Here is a 24,627-nt window from a genome sequence, read left to right as displayed (position 1 = left end):
GTGTCCGGGGACGGCGTGGACCCCGGGGCGTTGCGCACGATCGCCGAGGTGTGCCAGCGTGCCGCGGCCGGGGACATGGAGGCGCGGCTGCCGTCGCTGGGTACGGCGCCCGACGCGGTCGCCGCCCGGCGGGCGCTGAACCATCTGCTCGACGTCACCGACGCGTTCGTCCGGGAGTCGGGCGCCGCCCTGAACGCGGCCACCGAGGGGCGGTTCCACCGCCGGTTCCTGCCGCGGGGCCTGCGCGGCTCGTTCCGGGACGGCGCGATGCTGATCAACCAGGCCAACGAGCGGATGCGCGAGACCAGCGAGGGGTTGGCCCAGGCGGCCGCGGCGCGGCTGGCGCTGGCGGATGAGCTGGAGTCGGCGGTATTGACCGTCTCGGAGCAGGTGGCCACGGCCGCCACGGAGATGGGGGCGTCCGCCAACGGGCTGGCCGAGTTCGCCCGCGAGGCGGTGGCCGGTGCGGAGCGCGGGCTCGACACGGTCGGTTCGCTGCGCTCCGCGTCGGACCAGATCCGGCACGCCGTCGACCTGATCAACCAGGTGGCGTCCCAGACCCGCCTGCTCGCGCTGAACGCCACCATCGAGGCGGCCCGGGCCGGCGAGGCGGGGCGCGGCTTCAGCGTGGTGGCCAACGAGGTCAAGACGCTGGCCAACGAGACGGCCAGCTCCAGTGAGGACATCATGGGGCAGGTCGCGACCGTGCAGCAGGCCGCCGCGAGCGCGATCGAGGTGCTCGAGGCGGTGACCGGCAGCGTCCGGGAGATGAGCAGCCTGGTGTCCGGCATCGCCACCGCGGTCGACGGCCGCGGCGACGCCGACGCCGCCGGTCTCTCCCAGCTCGCCGAGGTCCTCCGCGGTGAGGTCCACCGCTTCGTCACCACCGTCCGCCAGTCCTGACCGCACCACCCCCACCCCGCCCCCGCGCGCTCCGGCGTTGATCAAGGGGCCGGTAGCGCCGCCACGCGTGTTTCGCGCTGCCGACCCCTTGATCACGACGGCGGGGCGTGCGTCGAGGGTTGGTCAGCGGGAGGGGGTGGGGGGCGGGACGTCGAAGATCATGCAGCTGGAGATGGCGTGGGCGACCAGGCGGTCGGCGGCGTCGGTCAGCTGGGCCTGCGCCAGCGCGGTACGGCGACCGCGCTGGATGACCGTGCCCTCGCAGCGCAGCAGCCCCGACTCGACGGTGACCGGACGCAGGAACTTCACGGTGAGGTCCTGCGAGGTGTAGCCGACCCCGGCCGGCAGCGTCGTGTGCACGGCGCACGCGGCGGCGGTGTCGAGCAGCGTCGACAGCACGCCGCCGTGCACGCTGCCGAGCGGGTTGTAGTGGAACTCCTGCGGCGTCAACCGCACCACGACCCGCCCCTGTTCGGCGTCGATCCCCTCCATCCCGAGCAGATGCATCACCGGCGGCGGCGGGAGCTCACCGCGCGCCATCGCCTGCAGCAGCTCCAGGCCGCTGCGCCCGCGCAGCTGCCCGGCGTGCAGCGCGGGGTCGGACCAGCTGAACGTACGGCTGCGCGGATCGGTCTGGGTCATGGACGCAGCCTCGCAGTCGCGCGTCGAGCCACGGTCGCCGGGCCGGGACCGGTGAGACCCAGGGCACGCGGGCGGCGCGCCGCCCGACCGGACGCCGCGCGGGAGTCCCCGGCGTGGCGACCGGCGCTTGGGTACGTTGCGCTTGATGAGCGCCACCCAGCTGCCCAGCCCCGCGCCGGTGTCGTCGTGGGCGCCGCTCCGCAACACGGTCTTCCGCAATCTGTGGTTGGCGGTGCTGGCGAGCAACATCGGCACCTGGATGCAGACGGTCGGGGCGCAGTGGCTGCTGGTCCACCAGCCGAACGCGTCGACGCTGGTCGCGTTGGTGCAGACCGCCAGCATGCTGCCCATCCTGCTGCTCGCGCTCCCCGCCGGGGCGCTCGCCGACACCCTCGACCGGCGGCGGCTGATGCTGGCCGTACAGCTGTTCCTCTTCGCGGTCGGCGCGGTGCTGACCACGCTGACCGCGTTCGGCCGGATGCCGCCCGCGCTGCTGCTCACCCTGACCTTCGCCCTGGGCGCCGGGCAGGCGCTCACGCTGCCCGCCTGGCAGGCGGTGATCCCCGGCCTGGTGTCGCGCGCGCACATCCCGGCGGCCTCGGCGCTCGGGTCGATCAGCGTCAACCTGGCCCGGGCCGTCGGGCCGGCCGTGGCCGGCCTGCTGGTCGCCCGGGTGGGCGTCCCGGCGGTCTTCGCCCTCAACACCCTGTCCTTCCTGGTGTTCGCGCTCGCGCTGCTGCGGTGGCGCACCGACGAGGAGAGCGACACGGAGCTGCCGGAGCGGTTCGGACCGGCGCTGCGCGCCGGCGGCCGGTACGTCCGGCACTCCCCGGTGGTGCGCCGGATCCTGCTGCGCGCGGCCCTGTTCGTGGTGCCCGGCAGCGCGCTCTGGGCACTGCTGCCGCTGGTGGCCACCCAGCGGCTCGGGATGGGCTCCGGCGGCTACGGCGTGCTGCTCGCCGCCATGGGCTCCGGCGCGGTCGCCGGCGCGGTGCTGCTGCCCCGGATCCGGACCCGGATGTCGAACACCCATCTGCTGCTGCTGGCCGGGTTCGCGTTCGGCCTGGTGCTGCTCGTCCTCGCCCTGGTCCGCGTCGTTCCGGTGGTGACGCTCGCGCTGCTGCCGGCCGGGATGGCGTGGATGACCGTGCTGTCGAACGTCAACGCGGCCATGCAGCTCTTCCTGCCCGGCTGGGTGCGCGCCCGCGGCCTCTCCATCTACCAGATGGTCTTCTCGGCCGGGCAGGCGCTCGGCGCGCTGGCGTGGGGCGGGCTGGCGCAGGCGACGAGCCTGGTGGTGGCGTACGTCGTCGCGGCCGGCGTCATGCTCGCCGGGGCCGCGACGGTGCGGATCTGGCCGCTGTTCGAGGTCGCCGGCCTCAACCGCGATCCGGCGGCGTACTGGCCGGAACCCCACCTGGTGCTCGAACCGCACCCGCACGCCGGCCCGGTCCCGATCACCGTCACCTACACGGTCGAGCCCGCGCGGCAGGAGGAGTTCCTGGCGGCGATGCCGGCGCTGCGACGCTCGCGGCTGCGTACCGGCGCGGTGCGGTGGGGGATCTACCGCGAGGGCGAGGCGCCGCAGCGCTTCGTGGAGATCTACGTTGTCCCGTCGTGGGACGAGCACCTGCGCCAGCACGCGGTGCGGCTCACCGAGATCGACCGGCACGCCGAGGAGCGCGCGCGGGCGCTCGCCCAGGGTGAGCCGGAGGTACGGCACCTGCTACCGCCGGTTGAAGATTGAATGATGTGTCGCGCGTCCCATCGGGTCGCCGATGCACCGGCATCCCTCACAGCGGCGCGGCCCAGGCCGATAGAGGATCATCCAACCGCTGTGGAGGTCCGATCATGATTTCGATATTGCGCCGGCTGCGCGTGGGCGCCCGGCTGAGCGTGGCGTTCGCCGTCGTCGTGGTGCTGCTGAGCATCGCGGCCGTGCTCGGGCTCACGGGGATCTCGACGCAGCGCGAGCGGGGCGCGGAGGCGCAGCGGCTGGCCAATGTCTCGGCGCAGCTCGGTGAAATGAAGTTCTACACCGACACCCTCAACTACTGGCAGTACTTCTACATGTCCCAGGCGCTGCGGGACGGCCCGGCCATGGCCGCGCCGGACTCCGAGTTCCGCAAGGGCATGAAGCAGGCCAAGGACGAGATGTACGCCGTCCTCAACGCCATCCCGACCGATGTGCTGACCGCCTCCGAGCGCACCGCGCTGGATGCGATGAAGGCCCGGTGGACCGGGTTCTTCCAGAACGACGACAAGGTCGCTGCGGCGGCCGCGGCCGGGGACGACAAGACCGCCTTCGCGACGTACGACAAGAACTGGCTGGAGAACTACGGCCCGATCCTCGCCGAACTCAAGAAGCTGACCGACTCGGTTAACGGGCGTAACGCCGCCCAGCAGGCCAGCATGGTCGCCTCCTCGAAGCGGATGAGCCTGATCGCCGCGACCGCGCTGGTGCTGGCGGTCGCCCTGGCGGTGCTGCTGGTCGTGCTGGTCACCCGCAGCATCACCCAGCCGCTCGGTCGGACCGTCGCCACGCTGCGCCGGCTGGCCGCCGGCGACCTCACCGCCGCGCCGGAGGCGCGCGGCTCCGACGAGCTCGCCGTGATGGACGCCGCGCTCGCCGAGGCGATGCGCAACACCCGGGACGCCGTCACCACGCTGACCCGCGAGGCCGCGGTCGTGACGGAGATGGCCGGCGGGCTCAGCGGCACCGCGAAGGAGATCCAGGACCGCAACGCCCAGACGGCGGCCAAGGCGGCGGCGGTCGCGAGCGCGGCCGATCTGGTCGCCAACAACGTGCAGACGGTCGCCGCCGGCGGCGAGCAGATGGGCGGCTCGATCCGGGAGATCGCGCAGAACGCGACCGAGGCGGCGCGGATCGCCTCGGTGGCGGTCGCGGCGGCGGACACCACCAACGAGATCGTCGGGAAGCTGGGCGACTCGTCCGCCGAGATCGCCACCGTCGTCAAGGTCATCACGTCGATCGCCGAGCAGACCAACCTGCTGGCGCTGAACGCGACCATCGAGGCGGCCCGGGCCGGCGACGCCGGCAAGGGCTTCGCGGTCGTCGCCGGCGAGGTCAAGGATCTGGCGCAGGAGACCGCGAAGGCGACCGAGGACATCACCCGCAAGGTCGAGGCGATCCGGGCGCACAGCTCGGACGCGGTCGCCGCGATCGGCGAGATCTCCGAGGTCATCGGGCAGATCAGCAGCTACCAGACCACGATCGCCGCGGCGGTCGAGGAACAGACCGCGACCACGAACGAGATCGCCCGCAACATCACCGAGGCCGCGAGCGGCTCCGGCGAGATCGCGACGAACGTCTCCGGCGTCGCCGAGGCGACCGACTCGACCAGCGCGAGCATCGCCCAGGTGTCGGCGGCGGCCGAGGCGCTCACCGCCACCTCCGACCGGCTGCACGCGTCGGTCACCCAGTTCCGGATCTGACCCGCAGGCACGAGTGAGGCCCCCGGCATCCGCCGGGGGCCTCACTCGTGCCGCGGTTTCCCGGGTGTGGGTGGGTTACTGCGTGGGGACGTACAGGGTCTGGCTGTTGTAGTTGTGGCGGGTGCCGTCGGGCTTGTAGTTGTTCTCCACGTTGCCCGCGATGTCGACCGCGAACCAGTTCACCATCGTCTTCCCGGTGATCGTGATCTGCTGGGCGCCCTCGCGCATCCCCGACGCCGTCAGCTTCGTGGAGTTGAAGGTGGGGCGGCTGCCGTCGAGCGTGTAGTAGATGTTGGCGGGCTCGTCGATGGCGAACGTGAACGTCTTGGCGCCGGCGGCCTTGCCGGTCACCTTCAGCTTCGACACCGGGCGTTGCTTGTCCGCGGCGAACGCCTGCGCCACCTCCAGGATGGCGATCTGCCCGCTGGCGAACTCCATCGCCTCCTCGTGTCCCTCCGCGAACGGCGGCTGGAAGCCGACCGCCTGGAAGCGCTTGGTCGCCGGGTCGTACACGTCCGCGCCGACCTCGAAGTCCCAGCCGATGATGCCGCGGTTGTACCAGTGCTCGTCGGCGCTGTTGCCGGCCGCCGAGTAGAGGACGTCCGGCACCGGGCCGGTGCGGCCGGGCCAGATCGCGGTGCCGCGCCAGGACTGCACCGCCGAGAGGATGTGCGTGGAGGCGTCCCAGAAGTAGTTCTCCGAACCGAAGTCGACCCGCGGCAGCACCTCACGGCCGGCCGCCTTGTACGACCCCGGCGGCCACATGAAGTAGCCGCCGTACGAGTGGGTGTTCATCGCGAACTTGATGTTCGGGTACTGGTGGGTGAGCCACACCTGGTTGCGGGCCTCGGGCTCGGACAGCTCGGTCGGGCCGGCGAAGACGTCGCTGGTGCAGAGCGTCGACGCGCCGCTGTAGCCGTCGTGGACGGAGCCGACCGAGAAGTTGCGGTTCAGGTCGACGCCCCAGGAGTTGCGCCGCGCCGGGTCCGCGTTCGCGGCGGTGCAGTGGTTGGTCATGTTGCGGCGCTGCATGTTGAAGTCGTAGAAGCTGTAGTGCCCGCCGTCGGGGTTCGCCGTCGGCAGGATGAAGATGTCCAGCCCGTCGACGAGCTTGCGGGTCCGCTCGTCGGTGGCGTAGTTGCGCAGCAGCCGCTCGGCGGTCTCCACGCAGACCAGCGGGGTGACCCACTCGCGGGCGTGCTCCTGGCAGTAGAGGAACACCCCGATCTTTGAGCCGTCGCGCTTCTTGCCGATCCGCAGCGCCTTCATCTGGAACGGGTCGCGGGACACGCTCGCCGGGGCCTTGAGACCGTCGGTCAGCCTCGTGGCCGGCGCGGCGGCGACCACCCCGCCGCCGGCGTTGCCGCGGTAGGTGCTGGCGCCCAGCAGCGCGGCCGCGGCCGCGTGGCCGTTGAGCGCGTCCACCACGCCGGCGGCGGTGGTGGTGATCGCGCCCGCGGCGTCGGTGCCGAGGGTGACGACCACGTCCCTGCCGCTGACCGCGACCGCCAGAGCGCTGCCGGCCGTGTCCGGCTTGACCAGCGCGAGGCTGACGTCGTTGCCGCCGGCCGAGCCGTACGCCTTCGAGGTGACGTAGAAGGTGCTGGCCGGGTCGGTGCCGAACTGCGCCTGCGCGTGTCGCCGGTAGCCGTTCGTCCTGTTCGGCAGCTCGATGATCTGCGCGAGCCTGGGGAACTCGCGGGCCAGCGTGGTGATCCGGTGCGTCACCTCGGTCGGGTCCATGTAGTGGTCGACGAAGTCGGCGATGTAGTGCCGGCCCGGCTTGGGGCGCTTGGCCCCCAGCCACTTGGTGACCCCGACCGTGACCGTGCCGCCCCGGCTGCTGGTGACGGTCACGCTGCTCGGCGCGGCGGTGACCGGCAGTGGGGCGCTGAAGCGGTGGTACATGTACTGGCCGGCGTCGGTGAACCGGGACATGGTGGCGGTGCCGCCGGAGCCCGGCGCGGTGCCCTTGCCGCTGTCCCAGGCCGCGGTCAGCACGGTCTCCGCGTCCGTGGCGCTGGACTTCACCTCCACCGAGAGGAACCGCTGGTCGTCGACGCTGGTGAACCACTCCGCGCGCAGCGGGGTGAGCGTGTCCGTCTCGGCGGCGGCCGCCGCCGCGGCCGCGACGGCGGCGCGCCGCTCGGCCTGGTTGGTCGCGAAGTCACGCTGGTCGGCGAGGGCGTCGCGGACGTCGAAGCCCTGTGCGCGCAGCTGCCGGCTCTCCTCCGGGCTGAGCACGGCGTGCACCTCGAGGCCGCCGTCCACGGCCTTCTTGTATTCGGCGAGGTCCACGCCCATCGTGTTGAGCCGGTCCACGTCCGTCTGGCCGGGCACGACGATGCGCATCAGCGCCACCCCGTCCTGCTCGGTGCTGGACAACCGGTCGGGGGCGACCCGACCGGACGATGTGGCTGGCTGGGCCTGTACGGGCAGCGCCCCGACCGCGAGCGCGAGGGGGAGCGCGAGTAACGCGGTGGTCCGGGTGGCGCGAGAACTCCTCATGAGAGATCCCTCCGACGTGGAGCGTGCCCGCCGGGCCCGGGGGTCGATGCCCGCGCGGCACGCAGGTGCGAGCGAGTCTTCGCCGTACGACGATCTTCGTCAAGGCCCGGCCGCCGGCCGCCACGGCGCGGGACCGCCCCCGCCGCCGGTCATCGGGGTGCGGGTGTCGAGGGGGCGGGTGGGGGCTGGAAGAATGCCGGGGAGACCCAGACGCTGAAGGAGACGCTTGCCGTGATCCGTACCCATGACGCCGGAACGCTGCGCGCGACGCACGCCGGCACGACGGTGACGCTCGCCGGGTGGGTGGCCCGCCGGCGCGACCACGGCGGCGTGATCTTCGTCGATCTGCGGGACGCCTCCGGCGTCGTGCAGGTCGTCTTCCGCGAGGAGATGGCGACCGCGCACGCGCTGCGCAACGAGTTCTGCGTGCAGGTCACCGGTGAGGTCGGGCGCCGTCCCGAGGGCAACGAGAACCCCGAGCTCGCCACCGGCGAGATCGAGGTGACCGCCACCGAGCTGGTCGTGCTCTCCGAGGCCGCGCCGCTGCCGATGCCGGTCGACGACCAGATCGACGCGAGCGACGAACTGCGCCTCAAGTACCGCTACCTGGACCTGCGCCGCAGCGGCCCCGGCCGCGCGATGCGGCTGCGCTCCCGGGCCAACCAGATCGCCCGCACGATCCTGCACGAGCGGGACTTCCTGGAGATCGAGACGCCGACGCTGACCCGGTCGACGCCGGAGGGCGCCCGCGACTTCCTGGTGCCGGTGCGGCTGCAGCCCGGCAGCTGGTACGCGTTGCCGCAGTCGCCGCAGCTGTTCAAGCAGCTGCTGATGGTCGCCGGCATGGAGCGCTACTACCAGATCGCCCGCTGCTACCGGGACGAGGACTTCCGCGCCGACCGGCAGCCGGAGTTCACGCAGCTCGACATCGAGATGTCGTTCGTGACGCAGGACGATGTGATCGAGCTCGGCGAGGCGATCGTGGGCGCGCTCTGGAAGGAGCTGGCCGACCACGAGATCACCACGCCGATCCCGCGGATCACCTGGCACGACGCGATGGCCCGGTACGGCTCCGACAAGCCCGACCTGCGCTACGGCGTCGAGCTGGTGGAGCTCACCGACTACCTGCGGGGCACCGAGTTCCGGGTCTTCGCCGGGGCGATCGACGCGGGCGGCTACGTCGGCGCGGTCGTGATGCCGGGCGGCGCCTCGCAGACCCGTAAGGAGCTCGACGGCTGGCAGGACTGGGCCAAGGCGCGCGGGGCGCGCGGCCTGGCGTACGTGGTGCTCGACGCCGAGAGCGGCGAGGCGCGCGGCCCGGTGGCGAAGAACCTGTCCGAGGCACACCTCGGCGGGCTGGCCGACGCGGTCGGCGCGAAGCCCGGCGACGCGATCTTCTTCGCCGCCTCGACGGACCGGCGCGAGGCGCAGGAGCTGCTCGGCGCGGCGCGCGTCGAGATCGCCAAGCGGGCCGGGCTGGTCGACGAGAACGTCTGGGCGTTCTGCTGGGTGGTCGACGCCCCGATGTTCGAGCCGACCGAGGAGGGCGGCTGGACCGCGGTGCACCACCCGTTCACCTCGCCGAACGCGGAGTGGATGGAGCGCTTCGAGGACGCCCCCGATGAGGCGCTCGCCTACGCGTACGACATCGTCTGCAACGGCAACGAGATCGGTGGCGGCTCGCTCCGTATCCACCGCGCCGACGTGCAGCGCCGGGTCTTCGACCTGCTGGGCATCACCGCCGAGGAGGCGTCGGACAAGTTCGGCTTCCTGCTGGAGGCGTTCAAGTACGGCCCGCCGCCGCACGCCGGCATCGCCTTCGGCTGGGACCGCACCTGCATGCTGCTCGCCGGCGCCGACTCGATCCGCGAGGTCATCGCGTTCCCGAAGACCCGCGGCGGCTTCGACCCGCTGACCGGCGCGCCGACCCCGATCACCGCGCAGCAGCGTACCGAGGCCGGCGTGGACGCCAAGCCGAAGCCGGCGGGGCCGACCGCCGGGACCAGCGGGGTGGCCGCGCCGGTCGAGCCCAGCTGATGACCCTGCTCGTCGTCGGCGCCAGCGGCCACCTCGGCTCCGAGGTGTGCCGCCGGGCGCTGGCGGCGGGCCAGCGGGTGGTCGGCACGTACCACCGGGCGCCCGGCACGGTCGAGGGGGTCGAGTGGTACCCGCTGGACCTCCGGGACCGCGCCGCCGTGTCCGCACTGGTCGGGCGGGTGCGACCGCGCGCCGTGGTCAGCTCCGCCTACGTCTACGGTGACTGGGCGGTGACCGCCGAGGGCGCCGCGCACGTGGCGGCGGCCGCGAGCGAGGCGGGGGCAAGGCTGGTGCACCTGTCCAGCGACGCGCTGCACGGCGGCCGCGCCGAGCCCTACCCGGACGACGAGCCACCCACCCCAATCTTCCCGTACGGCGCGGCGAAGGCGGCCGCCGAGACGGCGGTGCGACTGGTCGACCCGGCGGCCGCCATCGTGCGCACGTCGTTGATCCTCGGCGACGAGCGCAGCAAGCAGATCCGGCTCTGCCTGGACGCCCTGACCGGCGCCGGTCCGCGCCTGTTCAGCGACGAGGTGCGCTGTCCCGTCGGCGTTGACGACCTGGCGGCGGCGGTGCTGGAGCTGGTGCAGTCCGACTACGCCGGCCCGCTCAACGTCGGCGGGTCCGACGCGGTGACCCGGGTGGAGCTGGGTCTGCTCGTCGCACACCGCTACGGCCTCGATTCCGCCGGCCTGCGTGCCACGACGATCGCCGGGTCCGGCCTGATCCGTCCGGCGGAGGTGCGCCTGGACAGCTCCCGCGCCGCCGCCGTGCTGAAGACCCGCCTGCGCGGCGTCCGCGAGCTGCTCGCCCCGCCCGGCTGATCCGCGGCACGCCGGGGCGCGGCGTGCCCGACGGGGCGCGCAGTTCGACGTACGATGGCGCCCTTTTCCTCATCTGTGTGCCGGGTGGCCCGATGGGGGGATCCAGAATGTCCCGACCGGGCTCGACGTGGGCGGGACCCGGCGGATCGGGAGGAAGCCTCGTGGCAGGTGCGCGGCTCGCGGCTGCCCGACCGGCGCCGCAGCCCTCGGAGGGGCCGCGATCGCCTGCACGCCCCACGCTGCGGGTGCTGTACGCCGACCCGGTGCTGCGCCGGGCCGCGCTGGCCGGCGTCGCCTGGTTGACGGTCTTCGCGATCTACACCGCGATCAACCGCCGCCTCGGCATCACCGGCGTCTCCCCGCTCAGCGTGCTCTACCTCGTGCCCATCGCCGGCGCGGTGGTGTGCAGCGCGCTGGCGGCGCGCGGGTCGAGCGGGCACCGGCGGCTGGCCTGGTGGTTGTTCTGCGCCGCGAACGTGCTGTGGCTCGTCGGCGAGATCATCTTCCTCGGCTACTCCGTGGCCCGGGAGGACGCTCCGCCCACCCCGTCGATCGCCGACCTGTACGTGCTGCAGTATCCGGTCGCGCTGGTCGCCATCCTCATCGGGCTCGGGCCCGGCAACGTCTTGCGGCAGGCCCGGGGCACCCTGGACGCCGCGCTGGTCGCCGGGGGGACCGGCGCGCTCGGCTGGAAGCTGATCATCGGGCCGTCGGTGCCGGAGACGTTCGACGCCGGCGCGGTGGTGACGTTCGCGTACCCGGTGCTCTCCGTCCTGATCGTCAGCGCGCTGCTCGCCGTCGGCCTCGCCGGCTACCGGACGTTGCCGCTCTGGATCATGGTGACCGGTGTCGGCCAGGCGGTCTCCGGCTTCAGCGACGCCCAGTACGCGTACCTCGCGGTGCTCGGCGAGTACACCGAGTCGAGCTGGCTCGACCTCGGCTGGCAGGCGGCATCGCTGCTGCTGTGCCTCGCCGCGCTCATCGCGCTGCGGCATCCCGAGCCGGACGCGGAGCTGCGCGAGGTGGACGGCGATGTCGCGATCGTCCCCTCGCTGGTCAGCGCGGTGACCGTGGTCGGACTCTTCACCGCCGACCACATGGACGGGCAGCACACCGACACCTCCACGCTGCTGGTGGCGGCGATCCTCTGCGTCGGCCTGCTGGTCCGGCAGGTGATGGTGACCCGTGACCGCACCGGTCTCGCCGCGCAGCTGCGCGACGCGTTGCGCGAGCAGGAACGGCTGGCGGTCACCGACGCGCTGACCGGCGTCTACAACCGCCGGTTCTTCCAGGAGATGCTGCGGCTGGAGGCCGAGCGGGCGGCCCGGCACGGGCGGCCGCTGAGCCTGGTCCTGGTGGATCTGGACCACTTCAAAGCGATCAACGACGGCTACGGTCATCCGGCCGGGGACGCGGCGCTCGTCCAGGCCGCCGAGCGGTTGCGCCGCACGGTGCGCGGCAGCGACGTCATCGCCCGGTACGGCGGTGAGGAGTTCGTCTGCCTGCTGCCCGGCGCCGACGCGGACGCGGCGCTGACGGTGGCCGAGCAGCTGCGACGGGCGCTGTGCGACACCCGGGTGACGCTCGGCGACGGCGTTGAGGTGCTGCTCACCGCGTCGGTGGGGGTGGCCACGGCCGGCGGCCGGGGCGGCCGGACGGGCCGCGGCGCCGTCGACGTCGAAGCGCTGATCAACGACGCGGACGACGCGCTCTACCGGGCGAAGGCGCGTGGCCGCAACCGTACCGTGGTGGCCGGGGCCGTCCCCGGCCTGGACCTCGACACCGATCCCGACCTCCCACCGGCCCTGGTCTGGCTGGCGGATCAGGTGGACGCGAAGCTGAGCCCGGAGGAGCACAGCACGGCGGTGGCCCGGTGGGCGCTGCTCACCGGGGAGCGGATGGGGCTGGACCACGCGACGCTGCGGCGGGCGGCGGCGGCCGGCCGACTGCACGACATCGGAAAGGTCAACGTGGCGACGCCGATCCTCGCGAAGCCGGGACGTCCCACCGAGGAGGAGTGGCAGGAGCTGCGCCGTCATCCCGACGAGGGCGCGCGGCTGCTGATCGAGTTCGGCGGGCGGCCCGACCTCGCGCCGCTGGTCGCGGCGCACCACGAGCGGTACGACGGCCGGGGCTACCCGCGCGGGCTGGCCGGCGCCGAGATCCCGATCGAGGCGCGCATCATCGCGGTCTGCGACTCGTGGGCCGCGATGCGCTCGCACCGCGCCTACTCCCGGGGGCTGACGGTGGCCGAGGCGCGGCTGCAGATCGAGCGCGGCCGGGGCGGGCAGTTCGACCCGGAGGTGGCCGACGCGTTCCTGAGCCTCGTCGACGAGGGGGCGATCGACGAGCTCGCCCCGCTCGCGCCGCTGCCGCCGCGCCGCCCCGAACGCCCGGCCTCCGCCCTTCCTCGCGCGTGATCTCCGTCATGATCCACGCGGTCGCGCGGTTATGGTGCGAATTTGTCCGGATCGTTCCGCCATAACCTCGAGATTGGCGGGGTGGGAACGTCCATGGTGGAGATTGCCGGGGCCCTTGGGTGGGTATTGACGCCGGTGACCAACTCCACCCCTCGGGAGGACCCCATGCTCGCTATCGTGGCGGCCGCGATCTTCGGCTTCGCGCTTCTGCTCGACTTGCTCAACAGCAATCTCGGCGCTCCGGACCTGTTCAACTGGAACACCCTCGTGCTCATCGGCCTGCTCTGCCTGGCTTTGTATCTCGCGGGCGTGGGCCGGGGCGGCACGACCGGCGGCGGTCGCTGGTACCGGGGGCGCCGTCCGGGCCGTGGCTGACGGTCACGGGCTCCGTCCGGACCGCGGAAACCGCCCCGTTATCGCCGCATTTCCGGCGGCCGAGATCGGGCCGGTACTGTCTTCGTGATGGAGCCCGACGGTCTGTTTTCTCTCACCGGTCCCGGTGGTGCGCCCAGCGCCCCGCCGGGATCAGGTGGCGTCGATGGCTTCGCCGCGCCCGGGGCCGACTCGCCGTTGCCGGTCCGGATGCGTCCGGCGACGATCGACGAGCTCGTCGGCCAGGATCACCTGCTGGCGCCGGGCGCGCCGCTGCGCCAGCTGGTGACCGGATCGGCGCCGATGTCGGTGATCCTCTGGGGCCCGCCGGGCAGCGGCAAGACCACGATCGCCCATCTCGTCGCCCGCGCCACCGACCGGAGGTTCGTGGCGATGTCGGCGCTCACCGCCGGCGTCAAGGACGTCCGCGCCGTGATCGACACCGCGCGCCGCGAGCGTCGCGCCGGCGGGCCGCCGACCGTGCTCTTCATCGACGAGGTGCACCGCTTCAGCAAGACCCAGCAGGACTCGCTGCTGGCGGCCGTCGAGGACCGGACCGTCACGCTGCTCGCGGCGACGACGGAAAACCCGTACTTCTCGGTGATCTCGCCGTTGCTGTCCCGCTGCGTGCTGCTGACCCTGCAGCCGTTGACCTCCGACGCGGTGCGCGGCCTGCTGCGGCGGGCGGTCACCGACGAGCGTGGCCTGCGCGGCGATGTCGCGCTCAGCGCGGAGGCGGAGGACCATCTCGTACGCCTGGCCGGCGGCGACGTGCGCAAGGCGCTGACCGCGCTGGAGGCGGCGGCGTCGTCCGCGGCGGCGCGGGGCAGCGCCGAGATCGACCTGGCCACCGCGGAGCAGGCCGTCGACGTGGCCGCGGTGCGCTACGACCGCGACGGCGACGCGCACTACGACGTGGTCAGCGCGTTCATCAAGAGCATGCGGGGCTCGGACGTGGACGCCGCCCTGCACTGGCTGGCCCGGATGCTGGTCGCCGGCGAGGACGCGCGCTTCATCGCGCGCCGCATCGTGATCTTCGCGAGCGAGGATGTCGGCATGGCCGATCCGAGCGCGCTGAGCGTGGCCACCGCCGCCGCGCACGCGGTGGAGTACGTCGGGTTGCCCGAGGCCCAGCTCAACCTCGCCCAGGCCGTGATCCACATGGCGACCGCCCCCAAGTCCAACTCGGCGACCACCGCGATCTTCGCGGCGATGGGCGACGTGCGGGCGGGTCGGGGCGGCGGCGTTCCCCGCCACCTGCGGGACGCCCACTATCCGGGGGCGCGCGGCCTCGGGCACGGCACCGGCTACCGCTACCCGCACGACGACCACCGTGGCGTCCTGACGCAGCAGTACCTGCCGGACGAGTTGGTCGGCGTCGAGTACTACCGGCCGACCGACCACGGGGCCGAGCGGGCGGTCTCGGGCCGACTGCCGCTGCTGCGGCGCATCGTGCGCGGGCAGCCGGCGTCCGGCGACACCGGACGGTCCGCGCCGGCGGGCGACAGCGGGCGAGGCACCACAGCGGCGAACGGGCGCCCGGCGCCGGTGCCGGCCGGCGGCACGGCATCCGACGACAGCGGCAGCGGGGCTGCCGGGGAGGACCACCAGTGAGATCGCGGGGATCGGATCGACCTGAAGACGGTCCCGACGAGCGGCGGGACGCCAAGGGCAAGGCCCGGCGGTGGGGGCGGGGCCGGCCGGAGCCCGAGCCCGAGCAGCAGGTCAGCGGCGAGGAGCTCGGCTGGCTCGCCGACCTGCGCACCGCCAAGGAGCAGCGGGTCGACATCGGACCGGGGCACGTTCCCGGCGGCGACGCGCCCGCTGCCGCGGACCAGCGCACGCCCGCACCGCCGCCCGGTCCACGCGGCGAGCCGAGCGCCCGTCCCGAGGTGCCGGGTCGTCCCGACGTCCCGGGTCGTCCCGACGTGCCGCCGGGTGCGGATGTGCCGCCCGGTCGTCCCGACGTGCCGGGGGTGCGTGCCGAGGCGCCGGGTCGTGCCGACCTGACCCGTGGTGGCGCGCGCGGGCGCGGGCGGCCGGACGGGCCGGGCCGGACAGAGATGCCGGGTCGGAACGACGTGCCCCCTCCGGCCGCGGAGCCGTCGCCGCGGGGAACCGGGCCGGCGGAACCGGGCGATGAGCCACGAGGGGGACGCCGGGCGCGCCGGGCGGCCCCGGACGCTCCGGAAGCCATGCCGGAGCGCCGCGCCGCTCCGGAGGCCGGACCGGAGCGCCGCGCCGCACCGGAGGCCGGACCGGGTCGCCGGGCCGCGGCGGAGGCGGGGCCGGGCCGTCGGATCGCGGCCGAGGGGCCGCCGGAACGCCCCCGCCACGGGCACGGGGACCCCACGCCGCCACCGACCTGGTCCGCCGCCGCTGGCGGCGGGCCGATCCCACGGAACCCGCGCAGCCCAGAGGAGCCGACGGTGCCGCCGCGGGCCTCTCGGCACGGAGCCCCACCGACCGAGCCGGCGCCGCGGCCGGAGACGGGGCGCTCGCGGCATGCCGCGGAGCCGCCGGCGGGTCCGCAGGGCCCGGAGCCGTCGCCGGGACGGCACGGCATGCCGCCCGAGGCAGCCCGCTGGTCGGCGCCGTCACAGCCGCACCCCGCCGCGTCCGGCTCCGGCGGTCCCCGACGCCTCGCTCCGGAGACGGGCGACCCGCGCCCGGGCGAATCCGGCCGCGATCCACACACCGGCGACCTGCGCCCCGACGGCCCGCGCCGCGCGGCGCGCCGGTCGGGCGACGACCCGTCCGGGGAAATCCGACATGGTGCACCGGGGGGCCCGCCCCCCACCGCGGCGCGACACGGCGCCGATGGAGGCCGGGGCCGGCGGGCCGCGGAGCCCGTCGACGTGCCGCCGGCGACGCGACCCGGTCCGGCGACCCCGCCCGGGCAGCCGCTGCCGCCGCCTCCCGCGGCGGGGCGCGGCCGGCCGGACGGGCCGCCCCGCGCAGGGTTCGGCACCGGCGAGAGCCCGTTCGTGCCGAAAACCGGCAACGCGCCGCCCGTGCCGACGGGCACGCCCGATGGCGGCGCGGACGCCCGTAGGCGCGGTGTCCCCGCGGTGCCGCCGGCCGCCGCGGACCCCCACGCGGCCCCGTACGGCCGCGCCCCCGGCACCCCGACAGATCCGGCCGGCGCCCAGGCGCGGGTCGGCCGACGCCGCGCGGCCGAGCCCGAGCCGCCGGGCGGGGAGCGTCCGGGACGTTCCGCGCGGTGGAGCCGGAGCGCGGACGGCGACCGTGGCGCGGGGGCTGCACCGGTCGCCCCCTCGGCCCCTTTTGCCGGACCGAGTGCGGTCCCGCCGGCCGGCCCGCCAGGGGTCGGCGCGCGCAGCACCGGCGACACCGGCGCCGCGAGCGTCCCCCGGTCGGCCGGCCGTCCGGCCGGACGGCGCGGCCCCGCCGGCGTCGGCCCCGACGTCCCGGTCACCGGTGCCGTCTCCGCCGGCCGCGTCGTCGCCGGTGCGGCGGTACCGCCCGAGCGCCTTCCCGTCGACAACGACGGTGCCGCCGACCCGGGCCGCGCCGGCGCCGGTTACCGCCCCACCTCCGGCCCCGGTGATCAGCCCGGCGTCGGGCCGGATGGTCGGGGTCGGGCGGACCGGAGCAGCGCGCCGCCGGGGCCGGAGGCCGAGCCGGGTCGCCGCCGTCGCGCGGACCGCACCGGTGGCGGCCCGGAGGTCGAGTCCGGTGGCCGCCGTCGGGCGGACCGGACCGCCGTCACCCCGGAGGTCGAGCCGGGCGGTCGCCGTCGGGCGGATCGCCCGGAGCCGGGGACGCCCGTCGCGGGCCGGTACGGCGCGGGGCCGGCAACACCCGACGTCGCGCCCCCCGGACCGCCCGTTCCGCGTTCGATGGCGCAACCGCCGATGGCCGGGCCACCGGGGGCGTCCGCTCCGCCGGCCGCGCGTCGCGCCCGTTCCGCCGGACCCGTGCCGGCCGGACGTGCCGGTGCCGACGCGCCCGGCCCCGCCGGCCCCCCGTCCGGACGGGGCGCCGCGGCGGGGCCGCCGCCGGCCGCCGGCGCGGCGCCGACCGGGGCCGCGAGCGCCGCGGTCGCGCCGGTGCCGCCGGGCGCCGCGACGCCGCCGCGCCGCGCGGGCTCCGCCCGGGCCGCCGCCGGCGGCCCGAACCCGCCCGCGACGGCGATGGCGACCCCACCGGGGATGGCGAAGCCGACCGTCGAGCCGACCGCTCCCGCGGTGGCGAAGGCGGCTGCTGCCGCGCCCGGGGTGGCGAAGGCGGCTGCTGCCGCGCCCGGGGTGGCGAAGGCGGCTGCTGCCGCGCCCGGGGTGGCGAAGGCGGCTGCTGCCGCGCCCGGCGTGGCGAAGGCCGCCGCCGCCGTGCGGCCCGCCGCGCACGACTCGGCGGCCGTCGCCGGCCCCGACCGGGCCGTCGGCCCCGCCGACGCGCCGCGGCCCGGGACACTCGCCGCCGGGGTCACCGCGCTGAAGGGCGCGCGCTCGGAGCTGCGCAAGCAGATGCGGGAGCAGCGACGGATGCGGATGCTGGCGCTGGCCATGGTCAGCGTGCTGATCCTGGGGGCGCTGCCGCTCTACTTCGGTATCCGGGCGGCCACCCGCGACCCCGTCTTCAACGCCCTGGACGGGTTGTCCGTGCCGTCGTGGGCCGCGGTGAAGACCGACGACCAGGTCAACGGCAGCCGCTGGTGTCTCATCGAGTGCCGGTTCCGGGAGCGCACCGCCGAGTCGCAGAAGAACCCCGAGGAGACCGCGCAGGTGTACGAGCGTGCGCTGGCAGGTGCGGGGTGGCAGCCGTGGAAGGCGGCGCTCTGCCCGGGGCAGCCGGTCGAGGGGCACTACACGTGCTGGAAGCGGGACGAGCTGACCCTCGACCTGTGGGTGCGGCAACCCACCTGCGAGCAGGATCCGCTGGCGCTGCGGCCGACGGTGGGCTCGCAGGCGACGCCGCAGGCCGAGCAGAAGTGCGACGGCGCGCTCGTGTCGGTGAAGGTGCGTAACGCCATCGACGATGATCGGATCAAGCCGCAGCCGAGCACCGGACCGTCATTCACCGGGGAGACGCCCGACCCGGTCCTGACCGATGATCCACTTTCCGACCTGACACCCTCCCCGTCGTGAGGCCGGGGAGCGTCACGGACGGTAGGGTCTGCACGTTGGCGCAGAGTGAGGCGTTTTCCGGTTGATGCGAAATACGCCGGAAGGTTCGACGCGGCTCGGGTGATGGTGGCCGCGCACGCGAAACGGTACGGCTGAGGAGGACACGCGTGGATGCTGGACAGCTCGGAGCGATCGCGGCGTTGGTCGCGGCGGGCGCATTTCTGATGCTGGTGATCGTGCTCGCCGTGCCGATCCTGCGGCTGCGCCGCACGGTCGACGCGGCGACCCAGGCGATCAACGACGTGAACGAGCGCACCGCGCCGCTGTTGGTCAACGTCAACGCCACGGTCGACAACGTCAACACCGCGCTGAGCCAGATGCACACCTCGTTGGACGGCGTGAACATTCAGCTCGCGAAGATCGACACGATGACCGGCCACGCCCAGACCATGACGGCGAACGTCGCCAATCTGGTGACGGTGGTCTCCGCGGCCGCCGCGAACCCGCTGGTCAAGGTCGCCGCGTTCGGATACGGCGTGCGTCGCGCCGCCGCCGCTCGCCGGCACGCCGACACCGAGCGCGAGGTGCGCGAGACCATCAAGCAGCAGCGTCGCACGGCCCGCCGCGGCGGCCGCTGATCCGTCGCCGGGGCGCGGTGGCACACGCCGCAGCACGCCCGCCGCGTGCCGCGGCACATGAAGACGAAGGAAGGATGTAGCCATGAAGCGGTTGCTGTGGTTGGGCATGGGTCTCGCCGTCGGTGCGCTCGTGGTGCGCAAGGTGACGCAGAAGGCCCACTCCTACACGCCGGCCGGCATGGCCGCGTCGTTGTCGGAATCCGCTGGCAGCCTCGTCGAGTCGGTGCGTAGCTTTCTAGACGACGTGCGGGACGGCATGGCGGAGCGGGAGCGGGAGATCCAGGCCGCGTTCGCCGAGGGCGTCACGTTCGATGACGATTTCGCGGAACCGGGCTCCGGTGAGCAGACCCATCCCCAGGAAGGCGTTCGATGAAGACGGCGGAGATCAAACGGCGGTTCCTCGCGCATTTCGAGGCCAACGGTCACACGATCGTGCCGTCCGCTCCGCTGCCGGCGATCGAGGACCCGAACCTGCTGTTCATCAACGCCGGCATGGTGCAGTTCGTGCCCTTCTTCCTGGGGCAACAGTCGCCGCCGTACACGCGTGCGGCGAGCGTGCAGAAGTGCATCCGGACGCCGGACATCGACGAGGTCGGCAAGACCTCGCGGCACGGCACCTTCTTCCAGATGAACGGCAATTTCTCCTTCGGCGACTACTTCAAGGACGGCGCGATTCCGCTCGCCTGGGAGCTGTCCACCAAGTCCGTGGAGGAGGGCGGCTTCGGGCTCGACCCGGAGCGGATCTGGGCGACGGTCTACCTGGACGACGACGAGGCGTACGAGATCTGGCGCGCGACCGGCGTGCCGCCGGAGCGGATCGTCCGGCGTGGCAAGAAGGACAACTTCTGGTCGATGGGGATCCCCGGTCCCTGCGGCCCCTGCTCCGAGCTCTACTACGACCGCGGCCCGGCCTACGGGCGCGAGGGCGGCCCGGAGGTCGACGAGGACCGCTACCTCGAGTTCTGGAACCTCGTCTTCATGCAGTTCGAGCGGGGGCGCGGCACCGACAAGGAGAACTTCGAGATCCTCGGTGACCTGCCGGCGAAGAACATCGACACCGGCATGGGGCTGGAGCGGATGGCCTCGATCCTGCAGGGCGTCGACAACCTCTACGAGATTGACGAGGTCCGCCCGATCCTGGAGCGCGCCGCGGAGCTGACCGGTAAGCGCTACGGGGCGCGGTCGGGCCAGGTCGCGGCCGAGTCGCACCCGGACGACGTGCGCCTGCGGGTCGTCGCCGACCACGTCCGGACCGCGCTGATGCTGATCGGCGACGGCGTGACCCCGGCGAACGAGGGGCGGGGCTACGTGCTGCGCCGCATCATGCGCCGGGCGATCCGGGCGATGCGGCTGCTGGGCTGGCAGGGGCGGGCGCTGCCCGAGCTGCTGCCGGTGGCGCGGGACTGCATGTCCCCGTCCTACCCAGAGCTCGAGGCCGACTTCGACCGGATCTCGCAGTACGCGTACGCCGAGGAGGACGCGTTCCTCTCCACGCTGCGCGCCGGAACCACCATCCTGGACACCGCGATCAGCGACACGAAGTCCGCCGGCGGGAGCACGCTCCCCGGTGACAAGGCGTTTCAGCTGCACGACACGTACGGCTTCCCGATCGACCTGACGCTGGAGATCGCGGCCGAGCAGGGTCTGCAGGTGGACCAGGACGGCTTCCGCCGGCTGATGGCCGACCAGCGGGCCCGGGCGAAGGCCGATGCGCAGGCGCGCAAGACCGGTCACGTGGACCTGTCGGCGTACCGTTCCGCGCTGGACCTGGGCGGCCCGGTGCAGTTCACCGGCTACTCGGAGGTGGCCCGGGAGTCGACCGTGCGGGCGCTGCTCGGCGCCGGTGGCGCGCCGGTCGCGGCCGCGGGCGAGGGGGAGATGATCGAGCTGGTGCTCGACGCGACCCCGTTCTACGCCGAGGGCGGTGGCCAGCAGCCCGACGTCGGGCGGATCACCGTCGGCGAGGGGCTGGTGGAGGTCGTCGACGTCCAGCAGCCGGTGCCGGGCCTGATCGTGCACAAGGCGCGGGTGATCCGGGGTGAGGTGCGCGCCGGCGAGGCGGGCTACGCCGAGATCGACGTCGCGCGGCGGCGCGCGATCTCGCGCTCGCACACCGCGACGCACCTGGTGCACCAGACGATGCGCAACTTCCTCGGCGAGTCGGCGACCCAGGCCGGGTCGCTCAACGCGCCCGGCCGGCTGCGCTTCGACTTCAACACCCCGGGCGCGGTCCCGGCGAGCGTGCTGACCGACGTGGAGCAGCAGATCAACGAGGTGCTGCTCGGCGACCTGGAGGTGCGGGCGTTCATCACCTCCCAGGAGGAGGCGCGGCGGCTCGGCGCGATGGCGCTGTTCGGGGAGAAGTACGGCGAGCAGGTGCGGGTCGTCGAGGTCGGCGACTACGCGCGCGAGCTGTGCGGCGGCACCCACGTGGCGCGGTCGGCGCAGCTCGGGCTCGTGAAGATCCTCTCCGAGTCGTCGATCGGCTCCGGGGTGCGCCGCGTCGAGGCGCTCGTCGGCATGGACGCGTTCGGTTTCCTGGCCCGGGAGCACCTGCTGGTCTCCCGGCTCGCCGAGCTCTACCGGGTCCCGGCCGAGCAGGTCGCCGACCGGGTGGAGCAGACCATCACCCAGCTGCGGGACGCGGAGAAGGAGCTGGAGAAGCTGCGGGCCCAGCTCGTGCTCGGCGGGGCCGGGGCGCTGGCCGCGCAGGCCAAGGAGCTGCGCGGGGTGGCGTTCGTCGGCACGGAGGCGCCGGAGGGCGCGGCCGGCAACGACGTGCGCACGCTGGCGCAGGAGATCCGCGGCAAGATCGACCCGGCCCGTCCGGCGGTGGTCGCGGTGGCCGCCCGTTCGGGCGGCAAGGCCTCGCTCGTGGTCGCGGTGAACGCGGCCGCGAAGGGGCGGGGCTTCGCCGCGGCCGACCTGGTCAAGGGGGCGCTGTCCGGGCGTGGTGGCGGCAACGCCGACCTGGCGCAGGGCGGTGGCGTCCCGGCGTCCGAGGCGGCGAACCTGCTCGCCGCGGTGGAGAAGGCGGTCGCCGAGGCGGCGTGACCGTCGGAAAATAATTGTGTTGATCAAGGGCTTGCCGGCGGTGGTCTCCGTACCCCTGAGGGCAGGCCCTTGATCGCGCAGGGGTGTGTCCGGAGGGAAGGGGCGGTGTGAGCGGTTTCGTGCGCGGCGTGCGACTCGGCGTCGACGTGGGCAAGGTTCGCGTCGGCGTGGCGATCTGCGACCCGGACGGGATCCTGGCCAGCCCGCTGGTCACGCTCCGCCGCGACCTCGAACCGGAGCCCGACGCGGTGCCGACCGACGTCGCCGAGCTCGCCGGCCTCGTCCGCGAGCACGACGCGATCGAGGTGATCGTCGGTTTGCCGGTGAACCTGGCCGGCACGCACGGACCGGCCGCCCAGCATGTTTCGGCGTACGCCCAGGTCCTGGCTCCGGCGATCGCTCCGGTCCCGGTGTCGCTCACCGACGAGAGGATGTCGACGGTGGTCGCAACCCGTAGGCTGTCGGAGCGAGGCGTCCGGGGGAAGCGGCAGCGGGCCGTGGTCGACCAGGCGGCCGCGGTGGAGATCCTGCAGAGCTGGCTGGATGCGCAGCGGAGGCGGATGTGATGATCGACGAGCTGGAGCTCGCGTTCGACGAGCGGACGGAGAAGGGACGGCACCGGCGCGGCTACCGCAAGAAGCAGGCGCGCCGCGAGGCCGGCGGTGGCGGTGGGCGCGGCAAGACCGTCGCCGCGCTGCTGGTCACGTTCCTCCTGCTCGGTGTGCTCGGCGGTGGCCTCTGGTACGGCTTCGACCGCGTGCAGGGCCTGTTCGGCGCGCCCGACTACAGCGGCAGCGGCGCCGGTCAGGCGCAGATCCAGATCAAGCCGGGGGAGTCGCTGACCGAGATCGGCAACTCGCTGGTCCGGGCCGGCGTGGTCAAGAGCGCGGCGGCCTTCGTGGACGAGGCGGGCGCGAACTCCCGCAGCACGAACATCCAGCCGGGCTTCTACAACCTGCGCAAGCAGATGAGCGCCGAGAGCGCGCTCGCGATGCTGCTCGAAGTCGCGAACAAGGTCGCCAACACGATCACCATTCCCGAGGGGCGTACGGCGAAGCAGACGTACAAGCTGCTCTCGGAGAAGACGAAGATCCCGGTGAAGGACTTCGAGGCGGCGGCGAAGGACCCGCTCGCGCTCGGCGTGCCGGAGTTCTGGTTCAACCGCACCGACGGGAAGAAGACCAGGCCGTCGATCGAGGGGTTCCTCTTCCCGGACACCTACGAGTTCGACCCGAATCCCACCGCCGAGCAGGTCCTGAAGACGATGGTCGGGCATTTCCTCGCGGTGGCCGAGGAGCTGGACTTCGTCAAGACGGTGGAGTCCGAGCGGGGCGGGGTCAGCCCGTACGAGGCGCTGATCGTGGCCTCGCTGGCGCAGGCCGAGGCCGGCACGAAGGCGGACCTCGGCAAGGTGGCGCGGGTGGCCTACAACCGCGCCTACAGCGGCACCTTCCCGTGCTCCTGCCTCGAGATGGACGTCACGGTCAACTACTACCTGGAGCTCAGCGGCAAGGCGACCAAGCGGTCCGGGGACATGACGCCGGAAGAGCTGGACGACCCGAAGAACCCGTACAACCGCAAGCTCAGGGGCATGGTTCCCACCCCGATCAACAACCCCGGCAAGGAGGCGCTGCAGGGCGCGATGGACCCGCCGGCCGGCAAGTGGCTGTTCTTCGTGGCGATCGACAAGCAGGGGAACTCCGCTTTTGCCGAGACGAACGATGAGCACCTGCGCAACATCCAGAAGGCGTGCCGGAACGGCATCCCGCTTTGCTGACTCGCCGCGCCGGCGTGCTCGGCCGCCCGATCGCGCACTCGCTCTCGCCCGTGATCCACAATGCCGGGTACGCGGCGGCCGGGCTGACCGGCTGGTCGTACACCGCGATCGAGTGTGGCGCCGGGGAACTGCCCGGCCTGGTCGCCGGGCTCGGCCCGGAGTGGGCCGGGCTCTCGGTGACCATGCCCGGCAAGGAGGCGGCGCTCGTGGTCGCCGACGAGGCGTCGCCGGTCGCGGCCGCGGTCGGGGCCGCCAACACGCTGGTACGCAGGGACGACGGCTCCTGGTACGCCGACAACACCGACGTGCCGGGGATGGTGACCGTGCTGCGCGCGGCGGGCGTCGCCGACGGTGCGACGGTGACCGTCCTGGGTGCCGGCGGGACGGCGCGGGCCGCGATCGCCGCGGCCGCCACGCTGCGCGCCGCCGGGGTGACGGTGGTGGCGCGCCGACCGGAAGCCGTCGAGGAACTACGCCCCGTGGCGGGGGCGCTCGGCGTACGTCTCTCCGCCGGGCGCTGGGCGGACGCGGCGGCGCGGTTCGACGCCGACGTGGTCGTCTCGACGGTGCCGAAGGGCGTCGCCGATCCGCTCGCGCCGGTGGTCCGCTGGTGGCCGTCGGCGGTCTTCTTCGACGCGCTCTACGATCCCTGGCCGACGCCGTTGGCGGACGCGGCGCACGTCGCCGGTCTGCGGATCGTCTCCGGCCTCGACCTCCTGCTCGCGCAGGCGGTCGGCCAGTTCGAGCAGTTCACCGGCGTCGGCGCGCCGGTGGCGGCGATGCGGTCCGCGCTGGCCGCGGCGATCGGCCGGCCGTAGCGGCTTCCGTCCCCGGCCTCCGGGGGAGTCGTCCGCGCTCACACGTGAGCGGCGTTCGGGACCGTTTCGGGTCGAGACATCGACGCTT

General features: G+C 73.7%; 18 protein-coding genes. 15 read left to right on the top strand and 3 right to left on the bottom strand.

Annotated features, from left to right (window positions below):
• On the top strand, positions 1–903 hold the full coding sequence (locus BLW47_RS25840) for a methyl-accepting chemotaxis protein (RefSeq protein WP_281247295.1): 903 nt from the start codon (positions 1–3) through the stop codon (positions 901–903).
• Positions 904–1,026: 123 nt separating this feature from the next.
• Here the strand turns inward: BLW47_RS25840 and BLW47_RS20715 are convergent, their stop codons facing one another.
• Positions 1,027–1,545, bottom strand: coding sequence for a PaaI family thioesterase (locus BLW47_RS20715; protein ID WP_091560692.1), 519 nt, complete (start codon positions 1,543–1,545; stop codon positions 1,027–1,029).
• 145 nt (positions 1,546–1,690) lie between these two features.
• On the opposite strand from BLW47_RS20715, the gene BLW47_RS20710 reads away from it, so the two are divergent.
• Positions 1,691–3,292, top strand: a complete 1,602-nt coding sequence (locus BLW47_RS20710) for an MFS transporter (protein ID WP_091560689.1) — start codon at positions 1,691–1,693, stop codon at positions 3,290–3,292.
• Between the two features lie 104 nt (positions 3,293–3,396).
• Positions 3,397–5,001 carry a methyl-accepting chemotaxis protein gene (locus tag BLW47_RS20705; protein WP_091560686.1) on the top strand — a complete coding sequence of 535 codons (1,605 nt, stop codon included), beginning with the start codon at positions 3,397–3,399 and terminating at the stop codon, positions 4,999–5,001.
• Positions 5,002–5,076: 75 nt separating this feature from the next.
• On the opposite strand, the gene BLW47_RS20700 is transcribed toward BLW47_RS20705, so the two are convergent.
• Positions 5,077–7,509: a M14 family zinc carboxypeptidase gene (locus BLW47_RS20700; RefSeq protein ID WP_139307388.1), complete on the bottom strand. Its 2,433-nt coding sequence runs from the start codon at positions 7,507–7,509 to the stop codon at positions 5,077–5,079.
• Positions 7,510–7,740: 231 nt separating this feature from the next.
• Here BLW47_RS20700 and aspS point away from each other — a divergent pair, with 231 nt between their 5' ends.
• From aspS to BLW47_RS20670, 5 genes are all read left to right on the top strand, one after another.
• A complete protein-coding gene (gene aspS / locus BLW47_RS20690) occupies positions 7,741–9,546 on the top strand; it encodes an aspartate--tRNA ligase (protein WP_091560676.1) in 1,806 nt (601 codons plus the stop codon).
• A complete protein-coding gene (locus BLW47_RS20685; protein ID WP_091560671.1) occupies positions 9,546–10,370 on the top strand; it encodes a sugar nucleotide-binding protein in 825 nt (274 codons plus the stop codon). The genes aspS and BLW47_RS20685 overlap by 1 nt, the downstream gene beginning before the upstream one ends.
• 161 nt (positions 10,371–10,531) lie before the next feature.
• Positions 10,532–12,790 (top strand): bifunctional diguanylate cyclase/phosphohydrolase, encoded by a 2,259-nt coding sequence (locus BLW47_RS20680; protein WP_139307387.1) that lies wholly within the window; start codon positions 10,532–10,534, stop codon positions 12,788–12,790.
• 93 nt (positions 12,791–12,883) lie between these two features.
• Complete coding sequence (locus tag BLW47_RS20675) at positions 12,884–13,165, top strand: hypothetical protein (protein WP_245736821.1); 282 nt, start codon at positions 12,884–12,886, stop codon at positions 13,163–13,165.
• An 87-nt stretch (positions 13,166–13,252) separates the two neighbouring features.
• A complete protein-coding gene (locus BLW47_RS20670; RefSeq protein WP_091560659.1) occupies positions 13,253–14,776 on the top strand; it encodes a replication-associated recombination protein A in 1,524 nt (507 codons plus the stop codon).
• Between the two features lie 983 nt (positions 14,777–15,759).
• Here BLW47_RS20670 and BLW47_RS25250 read toward each other — a convergent pair.
• On the bottom strand, positions 15,760–15,936 hold the full coding sequence (locus BLW47_RS25250) for a hypothetical protein (protein ID WP_175543736.1): 177 nt from the start codon (positions 15,934–15,936) through the stop codon (positions 15,760–15,762).
• Between the two features lie 1,716 nt (positions 15,937–17,652).
• Here BLW47_RS25250 and BLW47_RS26095 point away from each other — a divergent pair.
• The 7 genes from BLW47_RS26095 to BLW47_RS20635 all read left to right on the top strand — a co-directional run bounded on the left by BLW47_RS26095 (position 17,653) and on the right by BLW47_RS20635 (position 24,539).
• Positions 17,653–18,273 (top strand): hypothetical protein, encoded by a 621-nt coding sequence (locus BLW47_RS26095; RefSeq protein ID WP_091560922.1) that lies wholly within the window; start codon positions 17,653–17,655, stop codon positions 18,271–18,273.
• A gap of 146 nt (positions 18,274–18,419) precedes the next feature.
• Complete coding sequence (locus tag BLW47_RS20660) at positions 18,420–18,890, top strand: DUF948 domain-containing protein (protein ID WP_091560655.1); 471 nt, start codon at positions 18,420–18,422, stop codon at positions 18,888–18,890.
• Between the two features lie 82 nt (positions 18,891–18,972).
• A complete protein-coding gene (locus tag BLW47_RS20655) occupies positions 18,973–19,263 on the top strand; it encodes a hypothetical protein (RefSeq protein ID WP_091560652.1) in 291 nt (96 codons plus the stop codon).
• Entirely contained in the window at positions 19,260–21,944 is a 2,685-nt protein-coding gene (alaS, locus tag BLW47_RS20650) for an alanine--tRNA ligase (RefSeq protein ID WP_091560649.1), read from the top strand. Before BLW47_RS20655 ends, alaS begins: the two co-directional genes overlap by 4 nt.
• Before the next feature lie 107 nt (positions 21,945–22,051).
• Positions 22,052–22,510 (top strand): Holliday junction resolvase RuvX, encoded by a 459-nt coding sequence (ruvX, locus tag BLW47_RS20645; protein WP_091560645.1) that lies wholly within the window; start codon positions 22,052–22,054, stop codon positions 22,508–22,510.
• The gene (gene mltG / locus BLW47_RS20640) at positions 22,510–23,721 is read left to right on the top strand and encodes an endolytic transglycosylase MltG (protein ID WP_091560641.1); all 1,212 of its coding nucleotides are present in this window, start codon (positions 22,510–22,512) and stop codon (positions 23,719–23,721) included. The genes ruvX and mltG overlap by 1 nt, the downstream gene beginning before the upstream one ends.
• Complete coding sequence (locus BLW47_RS20635) at positions 23,715–24,539, top strand: shikimate dehydrogenase (RefSeq protein ID WP_281247294.1); 825 nt, start codon at positions 23,715–23,717, stop codon at positions 24,537–24,539. Before mltG ends, BLW47_RS20635 begins: the two co-directional genes overlap by 7 nt.
• Positions 24,540–24,627: the final 88 nt, after the last annotated feature.

Source organism: Micromonospora pattaloongensis, assembly GCF_900107255.1.
In the GTDB taxonomy this organism is placed as follows: Bacteria; Actinomycetota; Actinomycetes; order Mycobacteriales; family Micromonosporaceae; genus Micromonospora_I; species Micromonospora_I pattaloongensis.
This window is presented reverse-complemented; position numbering and strand designations above follow the sequence as displayed.

What these genes read in the sequence shown, in the direction of transcription:
- BLW47_RS20715 (WP_091560692.1), bottom strand. Translation starts at nt 1,545, where the DNA reads ATGACCCAGACCGATCCGCGCAGCCGTACGTTCAGCTGGTCCGACCCC.
- BLW47_RS20710 (WP_091560689.1), top strand. Translation starts at nt 1,691, where the DNA reads ATGAGCGCCACCCAGCTGCCCAGCCCCGCGCCGGTGTCGTCGTGGGCG.
- BLW47_RS20705 (WP_091560686.1), top strand. Translation starts at nt 3,397, where the DNA reads ATGATTTCGATATTGCGCCGGCTGCGCGTGGGCGCCCGGCTGAGCGTG.
- BLW47_RS20700 (WP_139307388.1), bottom strand. Translation starts at nt 7,509, where the DNA reads ATGAGGAGTTCTCGCGCCACCCGGACCACCGCGTTACTCGCGCTCCCC.
- BLW47_RS20685 (WP_091560671.1), top strand. Translation starts at nt 9,546, where the DNA reads ATGACCCTGCTCGTCGTCGGCGCCAGCGGCCACCTCGGCTCCGAGGTG.
- BLW47_RS20675 (WP_245736821.1), top strand. Translation starts at nt 12,884, where the DNA reads ATGGTGGAGATTGCCGGGGCCCTTGGGTGGGTATTGACGCCGGTGACC.
- BLW47_RS20670 (WP_091560659.1), top strand. Translation starts at nt 13,253, where the DNA reads ATGGAGCCCGACGGTCTGTTTTCTCTCACCGGTCCCGGTGGTGCGCCC.
- BLW47_RS25250 (WP_175543736.1), bottom strand. Translation starts at nt 15,936, where the DNA reads ATGTCGGATTTCCCCGGACGGGTCGTCGCCCGACCGGCGCGCCGCGCG.
- BLW47_RS26095 (WP_091560922.1), top strand. Translation starts at nt 17,653, where the DNA reads ATGCGGGAGCAGCGACGGATGCGGATGCTGGCGCTGGCCATGGTCAGC.
- BLW47_RS20655 (WP_091560652.1), top strand. Translation starts at nt 18,973, where the DNA reads ATGAAGCGGTTGCTGTGGTTGGGCATGGGTCTCGCCGTCGGTGCGCTC.
- alaS (WP_091560649.1), top strand. Translation starts at nt 19,260, where the DNA reads ATGAAGACGGCGGAGATCAAACGGCGGTTCCTCGCGCATTTCGAGGCC.
- mltG (WP_091560641.1), top strand. Translation starts at nt 22,510, where the DNA reads ATGATCGACGAGCTGGAGCTCGCGTTCGACGAGCGGACGGAGAAGGGA.